This is a genomic window from Enterobacter sp. SST3, assembly GCF_000286655.1.
Classification (GTDB): domain Bacteria; phylum Pseudomonadota; class Gammaproteobacteria; order Enterobacterales; family Enterobacteriaceae; genus Enterobacter; species Enterobacter roggenkampii.
Genome location: NZ_ALNS01000039.1, coordinates 25756 through 46212, shown reverse-complemented (window position 1 = coordinate 46212; position 20457 = coordinate 25756). Strand labels below are relative to the sequence as shown.

Here is a 20457-nt window from a genome sequence, read left to right as displayed (position 1 = left end):
CGCTAACTTTATGAGTTTGATCGTTTTTTTATTTCATAATCCTCACAATACATAGGTGCAGGCTATTAATATGGCCTCATCGATCGTTACCAGACCGCCAAACGGGGTATTTTCGAAATAGCATTCTGAAGAACTGACTTAGGCAGGAATAAATAACTGACGCACTTTCTTTAGTTATTTAATATTAAATTAACAATAAACCCCATTAATAGTCACAATCAGAAAAATAAAAAGCCGTTTATTCCCTACGGTATAAACGGCTTTTTTGGAACATGACTGACTCAATGGAGCACGGTCACCGCATCCTTAAGGCGTCCGGCGCGGTGCTTCACCATGGCCGAAATGTGCGCGCTCTCCTCGACCAGATCGGCGTTTTTCTGCGTGATGCTGTCGAGTTCAGCTACCGCGCGGGTTAGCTCTGATAAGCCGGTTGCCTGCTCGGAGGTCGCGTGGCTGATCTGGGCGATAAGCTGGGTCACGTTTTTCACCTGCACAACGATATCATCCATCGTACGGCCCGCGGCGTGAACCTGCTCAGAGCCGGACTGCACCTTGCTGGCGCTGGCATCAATGAGTTTACGAATATCATTAGCCGCACTGGCGCTGCGGCTGGCGAGATGACGGACTTCGCCCGCGACCACGGCAAACCCTTTGCCCTGCTCCCCTGCCCTTGCCGCTTCAACCGCCGCGTTCAGCGCCAGAATGTTGGTCTGGAACGCGATATCGTTAATCAGAGAGGTAATCGAGCCAATGCGCTGCGTGCTGTCGGCAATGTCATCCATCGTTTTAACCACGGTTTGCATCGCGTTGCCCCCTTTCGTCGCCGCGCTGCTGGCGGCCACGGAGAGTTTGTCCACCTCGGCGGCGGTTTCGGAGTTACTCTGAACGGACGCGGCCATCTGGTTCATTGTCGCGACGGTCTGCTGCACGTTCGCGACGGTCTGACGGGTCCGATCGTTCAGATCTTCATTTCCCTGCGCCAGCCTGTCGCTCCCGTCACGGACGCTCACCACCTGGCTCGACACGTCATTGATCAACCAGCGGCACATCAGGCCAAGTTGTCCTACCGCGCGCAGCGTCAGGCCCAGCTCATCGCTGCGGTTAAGATGCTGCACGCTGTTGCGCTCGCCGGTGGCGACCTTCAGCGCCTGTCGCGCCACATTCTCTATCGGGCGGACAATCTGTTGCTCAAAGAGCAGCGTTCCCATCAGCATCACCACCGCAGCGGCGGCAAGCGGTAACCAGCCTGCGGAGGTGGCGGCCAGCGTGGCGGCGAGTCCGGCAAAGAGCACCGCCATCACGCTGCGCACGCGCCAGCGCAGCGGCATGGCCGGGAGTTTACCCAGCCAGCCCTTTCCCACCACCAGCCCTTTGTGAATACGTTTTTTACAGCGCCCGTCGTTCAGCGCCCGGTAGAGCGGCTCCACGGCGGCGATCTCTTCCGCTGTGGCTCTGGTGCGAATCGACATATAGCCCGTCACCTGCCCGCGGCGCACCATCGGCACCGCGTTAGCACGCACCCAGTAGTGGTCACCGTTTTTGCGCCGGTTTTTGACAATCCCGCTCCACGGCTCGCCCTGCTGCAGCGTGTACCACATATCGGCAAACGCAGCTTTTGGCATATCGGGATGGCGCACCATATTGTGCGGCTGGCCCGTCAGCTCATCGAGCTGATAGCCGCTCACCTGCACAAAGGTGTCGTTGGCGTGGGTGATGTAACTGTGGACGTCTGTGGTAGACATTAAGGTGGTGTCATCGTCCAGAGGATATTCATTCTGGGTGACATAGGTTGGAGAGGACATCGTGAGCATCCCTTGCAGGTTATTTGAATGTTAATTTTGTGGGTCAATGTTTTTTCGGCGGTAAACAATTTATCTTTAGTTGTTAAACTTGATGAAGATCGCAGATTTGACTTAAACCATACTTTTTGTACGATATTTTAATTCATTGATTTCAAATACTTTCGCAAAGAAATTACCGACAAAGTATGACCTGTTAATGCCCGCTTAAGTTGCAGCGTATGCACCTCTTTAGTGCAGCGACGCTCTTCCCCCCTTTCTTTATACTTGCTGCCCCGTACCGCTAAATCCCGTTTGGCTTCTTTCGGCATGATTAAATATTGTGCAACATTATTTTAACCTGGCGTTTATCCCGATTTTCGTTAAGGCCTCTGAAGTGGCGTAATCCCTGCAATACTTAAACCAGTATCATGTGATACGCGATCCCCGGGAGCACATTTTGAACAGGTTACCTTCCAGCGCCTCGGCTCTTGCCTGTACCGCGCACGCACTGAATCTCATTGAGAAGCGAACGCTTGATCATGAGGAGATGAAACAACTTAACCGTGAGGTCATCGATTACTTTAAAGAGCACGTCAATCCAGGGTTTCTGGAGTATCGCAAATCTGTTACCGCCGGCGGGGATTACGGAGCCGTAGAGTGGCAAGCGGGAAGTCTCAACACGCTTGTCGACACCCAGGGACAGGAGTTTATCGATTGCCTGGGAGGTTTTGGAATTTTCAACGTGGGGCACCGTAATCCAGTTGTGGTTTCCGCCGTACAGAATCAACTTGCGAAACAACCTCTCCATAGCCAGGAACTGCTCGACCCGCTTCGCGCCATGCTCGCGAAAACGCTGGCGGCCTTAACGCCCGGCAAACTGAAATACAGCTTCTTCAGCAACAGCGGCACAGAATCGGTCGAAGCGGCGATTAAGCTCGCCAAAGCGTACCAGTCGCCGCGCGGGAAATTCACCTTTATCGCCACCAGCGGCGCGTTCCACGGTAAATCCCTCGGCGCACTGTCGGCGACCGCGAAATCCACTTTCCGTAAACCGTTTATGCCGCTGCTGCCGGGCTTCCGCCACGTGCCGTTCGGCGACATTAACGCCATGCGCACCGTGCTGAGCGAATGCCGTAAAACCGGCGATGACGTGGCGGCGGTGATCCTGGAGCCCATTCAGGGTGAAGGCGGCGTCATCCTCCCTCCGCAGGGCTATCTGCCTGCCGTGCGTCAGCTGTGCGACGAGTTTGGCGCGCTGCTGATCCTCGACGAAGTCCAGACCGGCATGGGGCGTACCGGCAAGATGTTCGCCTGCGAGCACGAAAACGTGCAGCCGGACATTCTGTGCCTGGCGAAAGCGCTCGGCGGCGGCGTGATGCCGATTGGCGCGACGGTCGCCACCGAAGAAGTTTTCTCGGTGCTGTTCGACAATCCGTTCCTGCATACCACCACCTTTGGCGGTAACCCGCTGGCCTGTGCGGCGGCGCTGGCGACCATCAACGTGCTGCTGGAGCAAAACCTGCCTGCGCAGGCGGAGCAAAAAGGCGACATGCTGCTGGACGGCTTCCGCCAGCTGGGCCGGGAATACCCTGACCTTGTGCAGGAGGCGCGCGGCAAAGGGATGCTGATGGCGATTGAGTTCGTTGATAACGAAATCGGCTACAGCTTCGCGAGCGAGATGTTCAGGCAGCGAGTGCTGGTGGCCGGAACGCTTAATAACGCAAAAACCATTCGTATTGAACCGCCGCTTACGCTGACCATTGAGCAGTGTGAGCAGGTGCTAAAAGCGGCACGTAAAGCGCTGGCAGCACTCAGAGTGCGCGTAGAAGAGATCTGATCAATCCCCCCTCTTAAACGAGGGGGATTTCATTTTTCTGGTATAAATATTACAAATTGAAATAATAGCATTATATTTCAGACATACATTTATACTTTTAAAATTATAAAGTTCCTTTTCTCTTACATGATTTTTTTTGCAACCAAACCGATATCCATACACCACCTTTATCTATTTGACCGCAAACAGGGCGCCCATTGTTAAAATCCGGTAAAAACACCACTGCTTACATCATTTAAAAATATTAATTAATTCTAATATTATACCTAAAAAAAACTAACGGCATATTATACCACCATACATTGAAATAATATTTCACGGCTCCTAGAATACCTGCCGCGGAACATCATAAACATGATGAAAAGAGCTTTTCAATAAGCCCGTCCATTATGCGAAATGCATATTCTAAATAACGGAACTTGTTAAACGTTATTCAAGTTCACGCTGTGAAAGCATATAGCTTTTACTCAATTTCAATTTGACAGAAAGATGTTTATTTAAAAGGATTTGTATGAAAAAGCACGTTTTAGCAATGGTCATTGCAACGGCAATGGTAAGTGGCGTAGCGATGAACGCACAGGCAGACACCGTCACGGTTTCTGGCGGTACGGTTAACTTCGTTGGCCAGGTTGTTAATGCTGCATGTTCGGTCGCAGCTGACTCCGTAGATCAGACTGTAACGCTGAGCCAGGTTCGTACTGTGAAATTGACGACAAAAGGAATGCAGGCGAACCAGAAAGAAGATTTCAAAATCGTTCTGGAAGATTGCGACACCACGGTAAGCCAGAACGCCGCTGTGATTTTCAACGGTCAGCAAGACGCAGCACTGGCAGGTTCACTGGCTAACACAGCGGGAGCTGGCTCAGCAACTAACGTCGCACTGCAACTGTTCGGACCGGATGGTAACGTACTCAATATCGGTGATACCTCCTCCAACGTGAAGCTGATCAATGGCGAGAACACCATCCCGCTGAGCGTTGACTACATCGCTACCGGTGCGGCCACGCCGGGTAACGTATCCTCGACTGCAACATTCCAGATGGTTTACTCCTGATTCGTTAGCTGCAGTAACACCCCCGGAATCTGATTCGGGGGTGTTTTGCCGATCCATCGAAACGGAGTCACTATGCGACAGGTCACCAGGCAATCAGTGCTGTTTTTCAGCGTATTGCTGTGCGTTGCACTGCCCGCCTCGGCAATTGACGACGGAAGCGTGCATTTTCAGGGGCAAGTCGTCAACACCGGCTGTTCCGTCAGTGCAGAAAGTCAGGACCAGATTGTGCGTATGGGCCAAATACGCAATAACGAATTTGCCGCAACGGGCGATTGGGCAGCACCGACAGCCTTTCAGATAACGCTAGAAGACTGCGATACCAGCGTCAGTCAACGTGCGGGCGTACTGTTCAGCGGCGAGTCCGATGCAAAAGACCCGCAAATTTTTCGCGCAGGTTATGGCGCAGGCGCAGCGCAGGGGATTGGTGTGGGAATATTTGACGCAACCGGCCATCTACTTATTCCGGATACAGCCCCGCCCTGCTACGCCCCCTTGCAGAACGGCGCCAATGTTCTGCGTTTTATGGCGAAATACCGCTCCACACAACCGCACGTTCAGGCTGGTACGGCCGACGCCCAGGTATGGTTTAACGTCGTCTACCAGTAAAACACTCAGAGGCCCGAGTGCCTCGTCATGAGAATTGAGGGAACAATGCAAATGAACACATCACCTACGTCTTTGTCTCGCCTGATGATGGCTGGTACGTTACTGCTGACAATGGGTCTGGCAACGAATGCCTCTGCAGGTGGAATTGCTTTAGGGGCTACCCGCGTCATTTATCCGCAGGGGGATAAACAGGTTTCATTACCGGTGATCAATTCGTCGGCAGACAATACGTTCTTAATACAATCATGGGTAGCCAACGTTGAGGGTATCAAGTCACCAGACTTTATCCTTACGCCACCGTTGTTTGTTATCCACCCTAAGAAAGAGAACACGCTGCGTATTATGTATATCGGCCCCGACCTTCCTGCCGATCGCGAAACTGTTTTCTATCTGAACAGCAAGGCTATTCCGTCTGTCGATAAAAATAAGCTTCAGGGCAATACGCTGCAAATAGCAACACAGAGTGTGATTAAGTTATTCATTCGCCCTAAGAAATTAACATCCCTTTCCGTGGATGCGCCCAAAACGCTGACGTGTCGGACAGAAAATGGAAAAGTCATCATAACGAATCCATCACCGTATTACGTATCGTTGGTGCAGTTCTTTGTTGGGGGAACCCGTCTTCCCAATTCAATGGTCGCACCTAAAAACACGTTGACGGTGGATATCCCCGGCGGCGGTTCCGGTAGTGTGAAATTCCAGACAGTGAATGATTTCGGCGCAAATACCCCTACGCAGATTTGTTCCCATTAACAACCTGAAATGAAATAGCAGACCTGCATTTTGTCTTCAAGGAAGGAAGTACTTAGCATTTACTGCAGGGAAAAGAGATGAAACGTAATACTTCACTGATTTTTAGCACATTTTCTTTAACATCCCTTACGCCAGTGGCGATGGCGATAGCAGGATTGCTATCGCCATCAGATGCAAGTGCAGAATATTTTTTCAACCCGGCATTTTTGTCTAGCGATCCCTCTGCCGTTGCTGACCTGTCGCGGTTTTCCACCAATGGCCAGGCACCAGGCGTTTATCGTGTCGATCTCTGGCTTAACGGGGCGTTTGTGGCGACTCGCGATATCACCTTTACGGCAAGAAATACGGCGTCGACGGCACAACCGCAGGCGGATGATACCGGTCTGACCGCCTGTTTATCAGCAAAAGCGCTGGAAAACCTGGGCGTTAACCTTCAGGCGTTTCCTGCGCTGACGGCGGAAAAAACGGACAGCTGTATTGATATTGCGTCAATCATTCCCGCCTCATCAACCACCTTTGATTTTGAGCATCAGCGGCTGGATATCAGTATCCCGCAAGCCGCCCTGAGGAATAGCGCACGCGGATATATTCCGCCTGAACAATGGGATGAAGGCATTAATGCCCTCCTGCTGAATTATAACTTCACCGGCTCTCGTAGCCGCGATCGGGGGGAGAGCAACTCAACCAGTAAAAGCTATTTCCTCGGGCTTAACAGCGGGTTGAACCTTGGCCCGTGGCGGTTAAGGGATTACTCAAGCTGGAATTATCACAACAGCGATGACTCACGCAGCGACAACTGGCAGCACATTAATACCTATGTTGAACGCGCGGTCATTCCGCTGAAAGGAAGACTGACGCTGGGTGACAGCTACACCCCATCAGACGTATTTGACAGCCTCCCTTTTCGCGGTGCGCAAATCGCCTCTGATGACAATATGCTGCCCGATAGCCTGAAGGGTTTCGCGCCCACGATCCGGGGTATCGCAAAAAGCAATGCTCAGGTAACCATTAAGCAAAATGGCTACACCATTTATCAAAGCTATGTTCCACCGGGTGCATTTGCGATTAGCGACCTGTTTCCCACGTCCTCAAGCGGTGACCTCAGTGTTGAGGTAAAAGAATCTGACGGTAGCATCAACAGCTATTCCGTGCCTTATTCCACCGTTCCCGTACTCCAGCGTGAAGGCCGCGTAAAGTACGCATTAACAGCGGCCGAATACCGCAGCAGCAGCGATCAACAGGACGAGGTTAATTTCGTTCAGGGGTCTCTAATCTGGGGGCTTTCGCATGGCTTCACGCTGTATAGCGGATCGCAGATAACCAACAATTACCACTCGCTGGCATTCGGCACCGGCCTGAATATGGGTGAACTGGGCGCTATCTCTGCGGATGTGACTCACGCGAAGAGCACGCTGGCGGATGACAGCACGCATTCAGGGCAATCGATCCGTTTTCTGTATGCAAAATCCCTTAACGGCCTCGGCACTAACTTTCAGCTGCTGGGCTACCGGTACTCGACCTCGGGATTCTATTCCCTGGATGAAACAGCCTATAAGCAAATGCGCGGCTACACGGGTGACCACGAGGACAACGATACCGAACAGCAAAATCCCTGGATGGATTATTACAATCTGTACTACACCAAGCGAGGAAAGGTTCAGTTCAACATCTCTCAGCAGCTTGGTCATGCAGGTTCGCTCTTTGTCACGGGCAGCCAACAGACCTACTGGCATACCGATGAAAAAAATACGCTACTCCAGGTAGGCTTTAGCGGAACCATTAAAGATGTGTCCTACAGCCTGTCCTACAACTACAACAAATCACCGGGCATGTCGAAAAGCGACGAGATTTACGCGCTGAATTTGTCGCTGCCATTGAGCCTGTGGCTGCGTCCACAAAACGATGTCAGCCAGAAGCATAACTATGCTTATGCCACCTACAACATCAGCACCGACAAAAAGGGTGAAACCTCGCAAAATGCCGGGATCAACGGCACATTGCTTGAGGATAACAACCTGAGCTACAGCGTTCAGGAAGGGTATTCAAGCCAGGGGACCAAATCACAAGGCTCCAGCAGCCTTGAATACGATAGCGCCTATGGCAATGCGAACGTGGGCTATAACTACAGCGGAAGCGGCGACTACCAGCAGGTGAACTACGGTTTGAGCGGCGGCGTCATTGCTCACCGGAATGGCATCACCCTTAGCCAGCCGCTGGGTGATACCAACGTGCTGATTGCCGCTCCGGGCGCGAGTAACGTCAAGGTCGAGAACGAGCCAGGTATTCATACCGACTGGAGAGGCTATGCCGTGGTTCCCTACGCGTCCTCGTATCATCTCAACCGCATGGCACTGGACATCAACTCACTGGCTGACGATATGGATATCGATGATGCCGTAACCAATGTGGTCCCAACCCGTGGCGCGGTTGTGCGTGCAACCTTCAAAGCCCGGCCTGGTACGCGTGCGTTAATGACCTTAACCCATCGGGGCAAACCCGTTCCTTTCGGTGCCATGGTGTCACGTGATGACAATGGCAGCGATACGATTGTGGGTGAAGACGGAGAGGTCTATCTCTCTGGCCTGAGCCCGGCGGGAACGCTGAAAATTCAGTGGGGTGAAGGGTCAGACAAGCAATGTAGCGTGAAGTATCAATTACCTGAAAGTAAACAGCCGCTGCTGCGGTTGAAAACGGAGTGTATATAAATGAAATTATGGATGATTTTATTTTATGTGGTCGGGCTGGCATTCTCACCTTATGGAATAGCCGATATTTGTAAAAATGCTAACGGTGGCATCTCGATTGTTAACTATGATTTGACCACCACGCTGAACACCAATCAGAACATTAAAGGTGGCTCCACAGAGCTGGAAAAAAATCAGGATGTGCAGGTTAACGCCACCTGTCCACCGGGTGAGTGGGAAAAACGCACCTATCGCTCCTATTTGAGCCCTTTTCCGGTCGTCAAAACGGATGGTGAATGGAAATATCTCCAGCTTGACCCGGATTATATTATTGGCGCCATGAAAATAAATGACGCAACCATTGGTGAATTTTATCCCCCCATTGAGTACGTTCACATGGGCGGCCACGATGAAGTGGATACCGGCGGCGTTTTCCCGGTCAACGATAATGACCTGATCTTTAAATTACAAATTGTCAGGCCTTTTATCGGCACCGTGGTTATCCCGCCAAAATTGATGTTCAATGTGTACGTCACCACGACGAATAACGATCGCCTGACCAATATTGTCTACCAGATTACCTACAGTGGCGTCATTACCGTGCCGCAAAACTGCGTCATTAATGCCGGGCAAACCGTAACGGTGGATCTGGGTTCTCTTTATCACGGTGATTTTACGCGCGCCGGGCAGATGCCGGACAACGCTCAACCCAAAACCTTCAATGTGCCCATTGAATGTAATGCTGATGTGAACTCGCCGGCACAATTAACCTTGCGCGTTATGGGCACATCGGACCCTCGCTACCCGGAAGCGCTGGCATCGGATAATCCTGATGTTGCCGTCGTGGTTACCAGTGAGCAAGACAACATATTGAAACCGAATGTCTTTTCAAGTAGCGCACCTTTTACGACTGATGAGGCGGGCAAGGCCAACGTGACGCTGAAAGCATATCCTATCAGCACAACGGGCAATTCCCCGGAACTGGGCGTGTTCACCGCTCTGGCCTTGTTACGCGTTGATTTCGCATAAGGATTGGGTGATGAAAAAGCGCAATTTTCTCCTGTTTCTGCTGGCAAATCTGGCGTTGTCCTTACAGACCGCCAGAGCAGATAATGACAGTTTCAATGTTCAGTTTATCGGCACCATCGTGGGGGAGTCCTGCAACGTCGACACAGGCAGCGTTGAGCAGACGGTCGAACTCGGTGACTTTACCGCGGATGATTTCCCGTCGGTTGGCACCACAACGCCGGATACAAAGTTTGATATCACGTTGAAAGGTTGCACCCGCGCCATTACCGGCACCAAAGTTTGGTTTACCGGGAATGTGGATGCGAACAACCCGACATTGCTGGCACTTTCAGATAACGGAAAGGGAACGCCTGGCAGGATGGCAACGGGCCTCGGCGTTGAGCTACTGGATTCCAATCGCACCCCAATACCGATCAATAATACGGAGTCCTCGCTTTATCCGCTGCTGCCGGGGGATAACACGCTCACGTTTTATTTGCACTATAAATCCACGCTGCCCGTTGTGACGTCAGGAAATGCGACTGCCGTTATGTATTTTGACCTGCTTTATCAGTAAGGAATATGAATGAAACCGTTTCTCCGGTTATTTTTCTTCTGCATTATTCTGATGCACCTGGGCAGTGCGAGTACAATGGCGCACGACGGGACCGTTTATATTGTAGGCACCGTAAAAAGCAAAACCTGCATCATATCGCCTGATTCGGAAAATCTTATCGTTCGTATGAGCGACGTCGCCACAGGGCAATTTACGAACCAGAAAAATAATACGCCATGGGAACATTTTGCTATCAATCTTGAAAACTGCGGCGCAGGGTTGAATAACATCAGTACCCATTTTGAAGGCACACCCAATCAGGGCAACGCAGATTTGCTTTCGCTGACAGGCGGTCCGGGTTATGCCAGCGGCGTGGCTATCGGTATTTATAATCCGGACAAAACGCTTATACCGCTGGGCGATGAAAGCCAGCTGTTTACGCTGTCAAATAACCAGCTTACTGCCACCCTTGATTTTTATGCCCGTTATCTTGCTGACGGATGCGCTGTATCGCCCGGAACAGCCAATGCTGCAGCAACCTTTATTTTGACTTATGCCTGATAACACCGTGATGAAACTGCGCATCCTGATCCCTGTTTTAGCACTCTTAACGTTCATCTCTTTTGCGCATGCAGGCGTCGTGATAGGGGGGACACGCTTCGTCTATCCTGAAAAACAGCACTCCATTACCGTTTCAGTGCGCAATAAATCCACGCTTCCCTGGCTGGTCAGCGCAAAAATTTATGCTGGCGGAAACTGGCCAGGGGCAACCTCTGTCCCCCAGGCGACCTCGGCGCTTGTTGCAACGCCCGCGCTTTTTGCACTACAGGGCGGACGCGAAAATAGCATCAGGATTTTTCGTGCCGATGAGGGGTTGCCTGCTGACCGTGAAACGCTTTTCACCCTCAGCATCTCAACCATTCCAGCCAGTAAGACCAGCAGCGACAACGTGCAAATGGCCGTACGTTCGAGCTTCAAAGTGTTCTATCGCCCTGAGGGATTAAACGGCAATCCAGAAAACGCGTATCGGGAAATCCTCTGGTCATATTCAGCAAACCAGCTCGTGGTGAAGAACCCGACCCCCTACTACGTGACGCTCTTCCAGACGCGTATTAACAACCAATCCATTGATAACGCGGGCATCATTGCCCCTTTTAGCCAGCGAACAATGGACGAGTGCCAGAAGGCGCCTCGCTGCGAAATACGCTGGCAAACCATAAACGACTATGGCCGGGTTATGCCGCCCGTGGTTAACATCCTTAATCTGAAATGAGTACCCATCATGTTTTTCATAAAGCCCCCTTCCTCGTTCTGACCGTTTTCGTCACACTGACCGCACCGGCGCTGAGCCAGGCCGCTGAGTTTACCGCTGAGCAGAAGACGGAAATCGGCAAAATCGCCGAGGATTACTTTACCGCCCATCCGGAAAAAATGGGTGAAGCGATATCTATCTACCTGGCTAATCATCCTGAGTTTCTGGTTGCCGCGAGCGAAAACCTACGCCAAAGCCAGCAAGCGGCCGCACAAAAAATGAAAGAGATGCAGGACGCAGCCAAAAAAGCGCAGTAAAGCAAAATCTAAAGCCGGGCGGACTACGCTCATCCGGCCTACAAAACCATTCCACCTTTTCCCCAAAAGCCCGGTAAGCGCAGCGCCACCGGGCAAGACCATTACTCCGGCAATAACCCGACAAAGCTGCGTTTTTTGCGCGGCTCCGACATCAGCTCCTCCAGCTTATCCACGCACGCGAGATAGTGCGGGGTTTGCTTATGCGCCAGCACCGCCTCTTCGTCTTTATAGGCTTCGTAGATAAAGAACCGGGTTTTCACCCTCGGGTCCTGCAATACGTCAAAACGCAGGTTCCCCGGCTCCTGGATTGCGCCCTCGTGGTTGGCGCGAAACACCTCCAGAAACTCGTCCACCCGCTCGGGCTTAATGTTGATCTCTACCAGCGTCACGTTCATTTTGCTTCTCCCTGTTTCTCTTCCTGCCAGAACTGGAACGCATCACGGGCATTCCAGTTATCGTGCACCACTTTCTTCACCGCCTTCAGCATGGCGAGCGGCGCGCTGGACTGGAAGATGTTGCGCCCCATGTCCACGCCGGACGCGCCCTGGTCTATCGCGCGCCAGCACATCTCCAGCGCCTCGTGCTCCGGCAGCTTTTTGCCCCCCGCGATAACGATCGGCACCGGGCAGCTGGCGGTGACTTTTTCAAAACCCTCATCCACGTAGTAGGTTTTGACGAACTGCGCCCCCATTTCGGCGGCAATGCGGCTTGCCAGCGAGAAATACCGAGCGTCACGCGCCATCTCTTTCCCCACGCCCGTTACCGCCAGCGTCGGCATGCCGTAGCGCGCCCCTGCATCGACAAGCTTGATGATGTTGTTGATCGACTGATGCTCAAACTCGCTTCCGATGTACACCTGCGCCGCCACCGCGCAGACGTTCAGGCGCAGGGCGTCTTCCATCGCCACCGCCACGCACTCGTTGGAAAGTTCGCCCAGAATCGAGTTACCGCCGGAGGCGCGCAGCACCACCGGTTTGTTCGTCGCGGCGGGCACCTGGCTCCTGAGGATGCCGCGGGTACACATCAGCACGTCGGTTTCACCAAACAGCGGCGCGATAGAGAGGTCGATACGCTCAAGGCCGGTAGTCGGCCCCTGAAAGTAGCCGTGGTCAAAGGCCAGCATCACCGTGCGGTTGCTGTTTGGGTTGAAGATGCGCGCCAGCCGCGACTGCATGCCCCAGTCCAGCGAGCCGCAGCCCTTCAGGGTGAACGGCACATTTTGCTGCGGCGTGCCGATGCCAAAATCCTTGCCGTCTTTGATGTCGTCTAAATCAGCCATTTGCTCCCCCGTCAGAAATCGTATTTGCTGATGTTCTCTTTGGTGAACACCACGCGTTCCGGCAGCAGCACGATGCCGTTGCCCTTCGCCTCATACTGGTAGCCCTGCACGCTGTTCGGCTCGACCTTCAGCGTCCCGATATTTTTCACGTCCACGCTGTCGCCAACGTTAAGATCGCCTTTTTTCAGCAAACGATCGGCTACATTGACCGCAATTTTGCCCTGTTGCACCACGTCCCACAGGCCGAAGGCCTTCACCGTGCCGCGCTCAACGTACGGGCGCATCACGTTCGGCGTGCTGAACCCGACAATCGCCACCCCTTCCCGCTTCAGGTTTTCTGCCGCCTGCGCGGCAGCAGGAAGCGCGTTGGCGTCCGGGGCGATGACCGCATCCAGATCCGGATAGGCTTTTAAGATCCCTTCGGCGGTCTGCAACGATTTGGTGGCGTCGTTATAGCCAAACTGGGTGGTGACGATCTGCCACTGGGGATGGTCTTTCTCGATTTTGGCCTTCGCCTCTTTCACCCACTGGTTCTGGTCGGTGACGGTCGGGCTGGAGTAGAAGAACGCCACTTTCGCGTTCGGTTTGGTGACCTGCTTGCCCGCCATCTCCACCAGCAGGCCGCCCAGCTGTTCCGGCGTCCCCTGATTGATGTAGATGCTGCGGCACTCCGGCTTGGTATCGGAATCCCAGGTCAGAACCTTGACGCCGCGCTGCATCGCGCGCTTCAGCGCCGGACACAACCCATCCGGCGACACGGCGGAGACGATAATGGCGTTATAGCCCTGGTTGACGAAGTTATTGATGAGCTGCACCTGGCCGGAGACGCTCGGCTCGGTTGGGCCGTCGTAGGTCACGTCCACGCCAAGATCTTTCCCCGCCTCTTTCGCACCGTTGCCGCCGCTGGTGAAGAAGCCGACGCCCACCAGCTTCGGGATAAAGGCAATGCGGTCCGCCGCCTGCGCCGAAGCGAAGCTGAGGACCATTGCCAGGACGAGCAGTTTTGTTTTCATCTTACGCTCCGGATAGTTTTCTAAAGAGAGATCGCACCCATTCGCGGTGCAGACTCAGCGAACGCCCCATCACCACCACAACCAGCAGCGCCCCCGACAGCGCGCTCGACACCTGGTTGGGGATGCCGACCATCTGTAAACCCTGTTGCAGGTACCCCACCAGCAGCGCCGCCAGCGCCGTACCGACAACCGAACCTGACCCGCCGTAGATATTGGCTCCGCCGAGCACGGCGGCGGTGAGCGCAGGCATTAAAAGATCGCGCCCCAGATCCGAACGCGCGGAGCCGAAATAGGAGACCATCACCAGCGCGGCAATCGCCGAGGCCACGCCCACCAGGCCGTACAGCACGTAGGGCATGCCGTTCACCGGCAGCGCCGCATAGCGCGCCGCGCGCGGGTTCTGCCCAATCAAAAACAGATGACGGCCAAAGCGCCCGCGGTGGGTAATAAGCCAGAAGAAGACGGTGATTACCGCGAACAAGACCAATGGGATCGGCAGACCCAACACCGTGAGGTTAGCGAACGCCGTGAAGCTGTCCGGGAAGCCGCCGATGCCCTCGTAGCCCGTCGCGCCCGCCATGCCGGAGAGCAGCAGCGCGCCGCCGCCGTAGAGGTAGAGCGTGCCGAGGGTGATCACCAGCGGGCTGATGCCGGTGTAGTGGATCAGCGCCGCGTTTACCAGCCCGCACAGCAGACCCAGCAGCAGCGTCAGCGGAACGGCGACCGCCATCGGCCACCCGGCCTGCATCATCACCCCCAGCGCAATCGCGCACAGGCCGATGGTCGAGCCGAGGGAGATGTCGATCCCGCCGCTGACGATCACCAGCGTCAGCGGCAGCGCCACAATACCGATGCAGATGAAGTCGCTGGTGCTGAACAGCAGCATGTTGATATCGAGCATCCGCGGGTTGATGGCCCCGAAAAGCAGGATCTCCAGCACCAGCAAAATGAGCAGCGCGCTTTCCCAGTTAAGCCTCATTTACGCCACCTCTTTTTTACGTTTGGGAAAGGGGGTGACGTGCTTTCCCCCTCTGTTGCCCGCCTGGAAACGACCGTACTTCAGCGCCCGCTGATGCCGCGCCAGCGCCTGACGCAGACGCCCGTCGAGCACCAGCACGCCCAGCAGCACCAGCCCGGCGATAAAGTCGTTCCACCAGGCCGGAAGCCTGAACAGCACCAGCACGGTGTCGATTTGGGTGAGGAAGAACGCACCGAGCAGCGCGCCGATCAGCGTGCCCGTGCCGCCCAGCAGTGAAATGCCCCCCAGTACGCAGGCGGCGATGGCCTTCATCTCCAGCCCGCTGCCGGTCTGGTTGGGCACGAAGCCAATCTGTGCGGCAAAGACAATCCCGGCGCAGGCCGCCAGCATGCCGTTGAGGGTAAAGGCGATCATGCGGGTGCGATTCACCGCCACGCCCAGCTGGCGCGCGGCGGCGAGGTTATCCCCCACCGCGTAGAAATCACGCCCGAACGCGGTGCGCGACAGCGTCCACGCGCCGGTGACCACGATAATCAACACCACCATGCCAAGGGGCGACACGCCGATGGCCGCAGGCTCAGAGAGGGATTTCAACCCCGGCGGCAGCCCTTCAATCCACTTTCCGCCCGTCCAGAGCAGCATCGCTCCACGGTACAGCCCCAGCGTGCCGAGGGTGGCGACAATCGCCGGGATGCGTAATCCCACCACCAGAAAACCGTTGAATGCCCCCGCCAGCGCGCCAACTGACAGCGCGAAGAGAATGGAAACGGGCAGGCTGTAGCCACTGTTCAGCGCCACGCCGACGGCGATGGCGGACAGCCCAACGGTCGACCCCACGGAGACGTCGATATTGCGGGTCAGCATCACCAGCGCCGCGCCGATCGCCAGCAGGATCAGGATCTGCGAGCTGGCGAAGATCATCCCCAGTGTCTGCAAGCTGAAGTAGGACGGGTTCAGCGCCACCAGCACGGCGAACAGCGCCAGAATGGCGAGAAACGCGCTCAGCTCGCGGTTTTTCAGTAAGATCTTCATGATTGCCCTCCAAACGCCAGCGCCATCATGCGATCGAGGCTGACGGCATGGCGCGGCAGTTCGCCGCTGAGTACGCCCTGATGCATCACCAGCACGCGATCGGCAAGGCCGGGAAACTCATCGAGATCGCTTGAGATCATCAGCACCGCCACGTTCTGCGCCGCCACGCTTTTGATAAGCTGGTAGATATCGGCGCGCGCCGAGACGTCCACGCCACGCGTCGGTTCATCGACGATCAGCAATAACGGGTTGGCCTCCAGACAGCGTGCCAGCAGCACCTTCTGCTGGTTGCCGCCGGAGAGCGTGCGCAGGGTTTGATCCGCATGGTTGAGCTTGATCCCCAGCGCCCGGTGATAGCGCTCCACCACCGCGGACTCTCTTTTCCGCTGCTGCCAGAGCGACGGCTCGTTCAGCGCCACGGTGTTCCAGCGGATCGGCGCGTCGAGGAACAGGCCCGACACCTGCCTGTCTTCCGGCAGGTAGACCAGGCCTTTGTCCAGACGTGAACTTACCGGTGCGGCGGTGATGTCCTGGTTCTCCAGCCAGACGCGCCCCCCGCGCACAGGCCGCAGGCCATAGAGCGTTTCGGCAAACTCGGTGCGCCCGGAGCCTACCAACCCGGCCAGGCCGACGATCTCCCCGGCGTAGATCTCAAGGCTCAGATCGATAAACCCTTCCCCGGTAAGATCCTCCACCCGGAGCACCGGAAAGTCCTGCGGCTGGGTGCGGCGGTTGCCCGGCAGCGCCAGCCACAGCTTTTGCGTATCGCTGAGGGATTTCTCGCGGCTTACCGGCGTCATGGCGGCGATCAGGGCGCTATCGTCGAACTGCGCGGTTTCACCGCTGAGCACCACCGCGCCGTCGCGCATCACCGAGACGTGGCTCGACAGCATGCGAATTTCCGGCAGCTTATGCGAGATAAACACGATCCCGACGCCGAGCGCCTGCAGGGCGCGGATCTGACGAAACAGCCGTTCGGTTTCGCCCGGCGTGAGGGAGGCCGTGGGCTCGTCGAGGATCAGGATCCTGGCGTTGCGCATTAATCCGCGCAGAATCTCCACCATCTGCTGATCCGCCACTTCCAGGGTGCTGGCGGCGGCGTCGAGGTTCAGCCGGCATTGCAGCTGCTCAAGTTTCTCCGCCAGCCGCTTTTCCAGACCGCGCTCGCGCGGCAGGCGGAACAGGATGTTTTCCCGCACCGTCAGGTTGGGGAACAGCAGCGGCTCCTGCGGCACGAGGTAAATGCCGAGCCCGTGCGCCTGCACGGGCGTCAGCCGCGCATATGACTGCCCCTCGACGGAAAGTTCACCCTCATCCGGCGTCTCGACTCCGGCGATGATCTTCATCAGCGTCGATTTTCCCGCGCCGTTCCCGCCCATCAGCGCGTGCACCTGGCCCGCAAGCAGCGTGAAATCAATGCCTTTTAGAACCGGCACGCCTGAGAACTGCTTGCTGATACTTCGCGCGTCGAGAAGTGGGGTCATCATCGCTCCGCTATTGAACAAATGATTTTTAGATTTAATAATGTTCAAAAGCGTAGACGGTGAACTATATTTACAACCGTGCAGGGATCACAGTTTTATCGATTGAGATTCAGATAAACCAGAAACGATCGAAATGATCCGTTTTGTCGCGTGGCTCACACTTTCCCTCCGCGTCATCACGAACATATGATCTAAATTTTTATAAGAGTTCAACTATGAGCGATAAACGCACTGCGGAAGAAGGACGGTTTGCCGGGCTGGCGCTGGCGGAAGAGGAGCTGGTGGCGCGCGTGGCCTGGTGCTACTACCACGACGGGCTGACCCAGAACGATATCGGCGAACGCCTCGGGCTGCCGCGATTAAAAATCTCCCGCCTGCTGGAGAAAGGCCGCCAGTCCGGGGTGATCCGCGTGCAGATTAACTCCCGCTACGAGGGCTGCCTGTCGCTTGAAACCGAGCTACAGCAGCGCTTTGGCCTGAAGCTGGTGCGCGTGATGCCTGCCCTAAATACGCCGCCGATGAACGTGCGGTTAGGCATTGGCGCGGCGCAGTCGCTGATGGGCGTGCTGGAGCCCGGCCAGCTGCTGGCGGTGGGGTTCGGTGAAACCACCATGAGCAGCCTGCAGCACCTGAGCGGCTTTATCAGCTCGCAGCAGATCCGCCTCGTGACGCTCTCCGGCGGCGTCGGGCCGTACATGACTGGTATCGGCCAGCTGGATGCGGCCTGCAGCGTCAGCATGATCCCCGCCCCGCTTCGCGTGTCTTCCGCCGAAGTGGCCGGGATCTTAAAACGCGAGACCAGCGTGCGGGACGTGATCCTCGCCGCCACCGCAGCCGACGTGGCGGTAGTTGGTATTGGTTCAGTAAACCAGCGCCGTGACGCCACGATCCTGCGCTCCGGCTATATCAGCGAAGGCGAGCAGCTGATGTACGCCCGCAAAGGCGCGGTCGGCGACATTCTCGGCTATTTCCTCAATGCCGAAGGGGAGTGCGTTGAGGAGCTGGAGATCCACAAAGAATTACTCGGCGTCTCGCTTGATGAGCTGGCGCAGCTGCCCACCATCGTTGGCGTGGCCGGCGGGGAAGAGAAAGCCGATGCGATTTATGCCGCACTGAAGGGTCGCCGTATCAATGGCCTGGTGACGGAAGAGACGACAGCCCGCGCGGTGCTGGCTCTGGCCAAATAAGAGCCCGCCCTGCGCTAACAGCGAGGCAAGCTCATGAGTTACCTTTTAGCGTTAGATGCAGGGACCGGCAGCGTTCGCGCCGTGATTTTCGATTTGCAGGGCAACCAGATTGCCGTCGGCCAGGCCGAGTGGAAGCACCTGAGCGTGGAGAACGTGCCGGGGTCGATGGAGTTTGACCTCGAGACCAACTGGCAGCTGGCCTGCCGGTGCATTCATCAGGCGCTTGAGCGTGCGCGCCTGAGCGCGGCAGATATCCAGTCCGTCGCCTGCTGTTCGATGCGCGAAGGGATCGTGCTGTACGACCGTAACGGCGAGGCCATCTGGGCCTGCGCCAACGTCGACGCCCGCGCCAGCCGCGAGGTGGCCGAACTCAAAGAGATCCACGATGACCGTTTTGAATCCGAAGTGTATGAGGTCTCCGGCCAGACGCTGGCGCTGAGCGCCATGCCGCGCCTGCTGTGGCTGGCGCACCACCGTCCGGATATTTACCGCAGGGCCGCGACTATCACCATGATCAGCGACTGGCTGGCGGCGAAGCTCTCCGGCGAGCTGGCGGTCGACCCGTCGAACGCGGGCACCACCGGCATGCTGGATCTCTTCTCCCGCGACTGGCGTCCGGCGCTTCTCGACATGGCCGGGCTGCGCGCCGATATTCTCTCTCCGGTAAAAGAGACCGGCACCGTACTGGGTGCTATAACCCGGGAGGCCGCGCAGCAGAGCGGCCTGCGCGAAGGCACGCCGGTAGTGATGGGCGGCGGCGACGTGCAGCTGGGCTGTCTGGGGCTGGGCGTGGTTCGCGCCGGACAAACGGCGGTGCTGGGCGGCACCTTCTGGCAGCAGGTGGTCAATCTGCCGCAGGTACGCACCGACCCCGACATGAACATCCGCGTGAATCCGCACGTTATCCCCGGCATGGTGCAGGCGGAGTCGATCAGCTTCTTTACCGGGCTGACCATGCGCTGGTTCCGCGACGCCTTCTGCGCGGAGGAAAAGCTGATTGCCGAGCGGATGGGGATGGACACCTATTCCCTGCTGGAAGAGATGGCCAGCCGGGTGCCGGCGGGCTCCCACGGGGTAATGCCGATCTTCTCCGACGCGATGCATTTCAAGCAGTGGTACCACGCCGCGCCGTCGTTTATTAACCTCTCCATTGACCCGGAAAAATGCAATAAAGCGACGCTGTTCCGCGCCCTGGAAGAGAACGCGGCGATTGTTTCGGCCTGCAACCTGGCGCAGATTTCACGCTTTTCCGGCGTGACGTTTGAGAGCCTGGTGTTTGCGGGCGGCGGGTCAAAAGGTGCCCTGTGGAGCCAGATTTTAAGCGACGTCACGGGCCTGCCGGTGCGCGTTCCGGAAGTGAAAGAAGCCACGGCGCTGGGCTGCGCGATTGCCGCGGGTACGGGCGCGGGGCTGTTTGCGGATATGGCCTCGACGGGCGAGCGGCTGGTGAAATGGAGCCGCGAGTTCACGCCAAACCCGGCGCACCGCGAGCTGTACGACGGCATGATGCAGAAATGGCAGGCGGTATACGCGGACCAGCTCGGGCTGGTGGACAGCGGACTGACCACGTCGATGTGGCAGGCGCCGGGGCTGGTGCGGGCAGCGGCGCCGTAAATAACGCCGGATGGCGCTACG

General features: G+C 56.1%; 19 protein-coding genes. 12 read left to right on the top strand and 7 right to left on the bottom strand.

Going from position 1 to position 20457, the window contains the following annotated elements:
• Positions 1-281 precede the first annotated feature (281 nt).
• Positions 282-1802 (bottom strand): PAS domain-containing methyl-accepting chemotaxis protein, encoded by a 1521-nt coding sequence (locus B498_RS01935; protein ID WP_008503173.1) that lies wholly within the window; start codon positions 1800-1802, stop codon positions 282-284.
• Positions 1803-2238: 436 nt separating this feature from the next.
• Here B498_RS01935 and ygjG point away from each other — a divergent pair, with 436 nt between their 5' ends.
• The 10 genes from ygjG to B498_RS01985 all read left to right on the top strand — a co-directional run bounded on the left by ygjG (position 2239) and on the right by B498_RS01985 (position 11848).
• Positions 2239-3618, top strand: a complete 1380-nt coding sequence (ygjG, locus tag B498_RS01940; RefSeq protein ID WP_008503172.1) for a putrescine aminotransferase — start codon at positions 2239-2241, stop codon at positions 3616-3618.
• A 511-nt stretch (positions 3619-4129) separates the two neighbouring features.
• Entirely contained in the window at positions 4130-4672 is a 543-nt protein-coding gene (locus B498_RS01945) for a fimbrial protein BcfA (protein ID WP_008503171.1), read from the top strand.
• A 72-nt stretch (positions 4673-4744) separates the two neighbouring features.
• Positions 4745-5278 (top strand): fimbrial protein, encoded by a 534-nt coding sequence (locus B498_RS01950; protein WP_008503170.1) that lies wholly within the window; start codon positions 4745-4747, stop codon positions 5276-5278.
• Positions 5279-5323: 45 nt separating this feature from the next.
• A complete protein-coding gene (locus tag B498_RS01955; protein WP_008503169.1) occupies positions 5324-6031 on the top strand; it encodes a fimbria/pilus periplasmic chaperone in 708 nt (235 codons plus the stop codon).
• A gap of 77 nt (positions 6032-6108) precedes the next feature.
• Positions 6109-8736: a fimbrial biogenesis usher protein gene (locus B498_RS01960; RefSeq protein WP_008503168.1), complete on the top strand. Its 2628-nt coding sequence runs from the start codon at positions 6109-6111 to the stop codon at positions 8734-8736.
• Positions 8737-9744, top strand: coding sequence for a fimbrial protein (locus B498_RS01965; protein ID WP_008503167.1), 1008 nt, complete (start codon positions 8737-8739; stop codon positions 9742-9744).
• 10 nt (positions 9745-9754) lie between these two features.
• Positions 9755-10300, top strand: coding sequence for a fimbrial protein (locus B498_RS01970; RefSeq protein WP_008503166.1), 546 nt, complete (start codon positions 9755-9757; stop codon positions 10298-10300).
• Positions 10301-10309: 9 nt separating this feature from the next.
• Positions 10310-10840 carry a fimbrial protein gene (locus B498_RS01975; protein WP_008503165.1) on the top strand — a complete coding sequence of 177 codons (531 nt, stop codon included), beginning with the start codon at positions 10310-10312 and terminating at the stop codon, positions 10838-10840.
• A 10-nt stretch (positions 10841-10850) separates the two neighbouring features.
• Complete coding sequence (locus tag B498_RS01980) at positions 10851-11552, top strand: fimbria/pilus periplasmic chaperone (protein WP_025912528.1); 702 nt, start codon at positions 10851-10853, stop codon at positions 11550-11552.
• Positions 11549-11848 carry a hypothetical protein gene (locus tag B498_RS01985; protein WP_008503163.1) on the top strand — a complete coding sequence of 100 codons (300 nt, stop codon included), beginning with the start codon at positions 11549-11551 and terminating at the stop codon, positions 11846-11848. Before B498_RS01980 ends, B498_RS01985 begins: the two co-directional genes overlap by 4 nt.
• Before the next feature lie 101 nt (positions 11849-11949).
• On the opposite strand, the gene lsrG is transcribed toward B498_RS01985, so the two are convergent.
• From lsrG to lsrA, 6 genes are read right to left on the bottom strand one after another with little or no spacing between them, the layout of a single operon-like run.
• Positions 11950-12243 carry a (4S)-4-hydroxy-5-phosphonooxypentane-2,3-dione isomerase gene (lsrG, locus tag B498_RS01990; RefSeq protein ID WP_008503162.1) on the bottom strand — a complete coding sequence of 98 codons (294 nt, stop codon included), beginning with the start codon at positions 12241-12243 and terminating at the stop codon, positions 11950-11952.
• A complete protein-coding gene (gene lsrF / locus B498_RS01995) occupies positions 12240-13127 on the bottom strand; it encodes a 3-hydroxy-5-phosphonooxypentane-2,4-dione thiolase (protein ID WP_008503161.1) in 888 nt (295 codons plus the stop codon). The genes lsrG and lsrF overlap by 4 nt, the downstream gene beginning before the upstream one ends.
• An 11-nt stretch (positions 13128-13138) precedes the next feature.
• Complete coding sequence (gene lsrB / locus B498_RS02000; RefSeq protein WP_008503160.1) at positions 13139-14140, bottom strand: autoinducer 2 ABC transporter substrate-binding protein LsrB; 1002 nt, start codon at positions 14138-14140, stop codon at positions 13139-13141.
• Between the two features lies 1 nt (position 14141).
• The gene (gene lsrD / locus B498_RS02005) at positions 14142-15119 is read right to left on the bottom strand and encodes an autoinducer 2 ABC transporter permease LsrD (RefSeq protein WP_008503159.1); all 978 of its coding nucleotides are present in this window, start codon (positions 15117-15119) and stop codon (positions 14142-14144) included.
• On the bottom strand, positions 15120-16151 hold the full coding sequence (lsrC, locus tag B498_RS02010; protein ID WP_008503158.1) for an autoinducer 2 ABC transporter permease LsrC: 1032 nt from the start codon (positions 16149-16151) through the stop codon (positions 15120-15122).
• Positions 16148-17635 carry an autoinducer 2 ABC transporter ATP-binding protein LsrA gene (lsrA, locus tag B498_RS02015; RefSeq protein WP_008503157.1) on the bottom strand — a complete coding sequence of 496 codons (1488 nt, stop codon included), beginning with the start codon at positions 17633-17635 and terminating at the stop codon, positions 16148-16150. The genes lsrC and lsrA overlap by 4 nt, the downstream gene beginning before the upstream one ends.
• A gap of 215 nt (positions 17636-17850) precedes the next feature.
• Here lsrA and lsrR point away from each other — a divergent pair, with 215 nt between their 5' ends.
• Positions 17851-18822, top strand: coding sequence for a transcriptional regulator LsrR (gene lsrR / locus B498_RS02020; protein ID WP_008503156.1), 972 nt, complete (start codon positions 17851-17853; stop codon positions 18820-18822).
• A 33-nt stretch (positions 18823-18855) separates the two neighbouring features.
• On the top strand, positions 18856-20436 hold the full coding sequence (gene lsrK / locus B498_RS02025; protein ID WP_008503155.1) for an autoinducer-2 kinase: 1581 nt from the start codon (positions 18856-18858) through the stop codon (positions 20434-20436).
• The last annotated feature ends 21 nt before the right edge of the window (positions 20437-20457 follow it).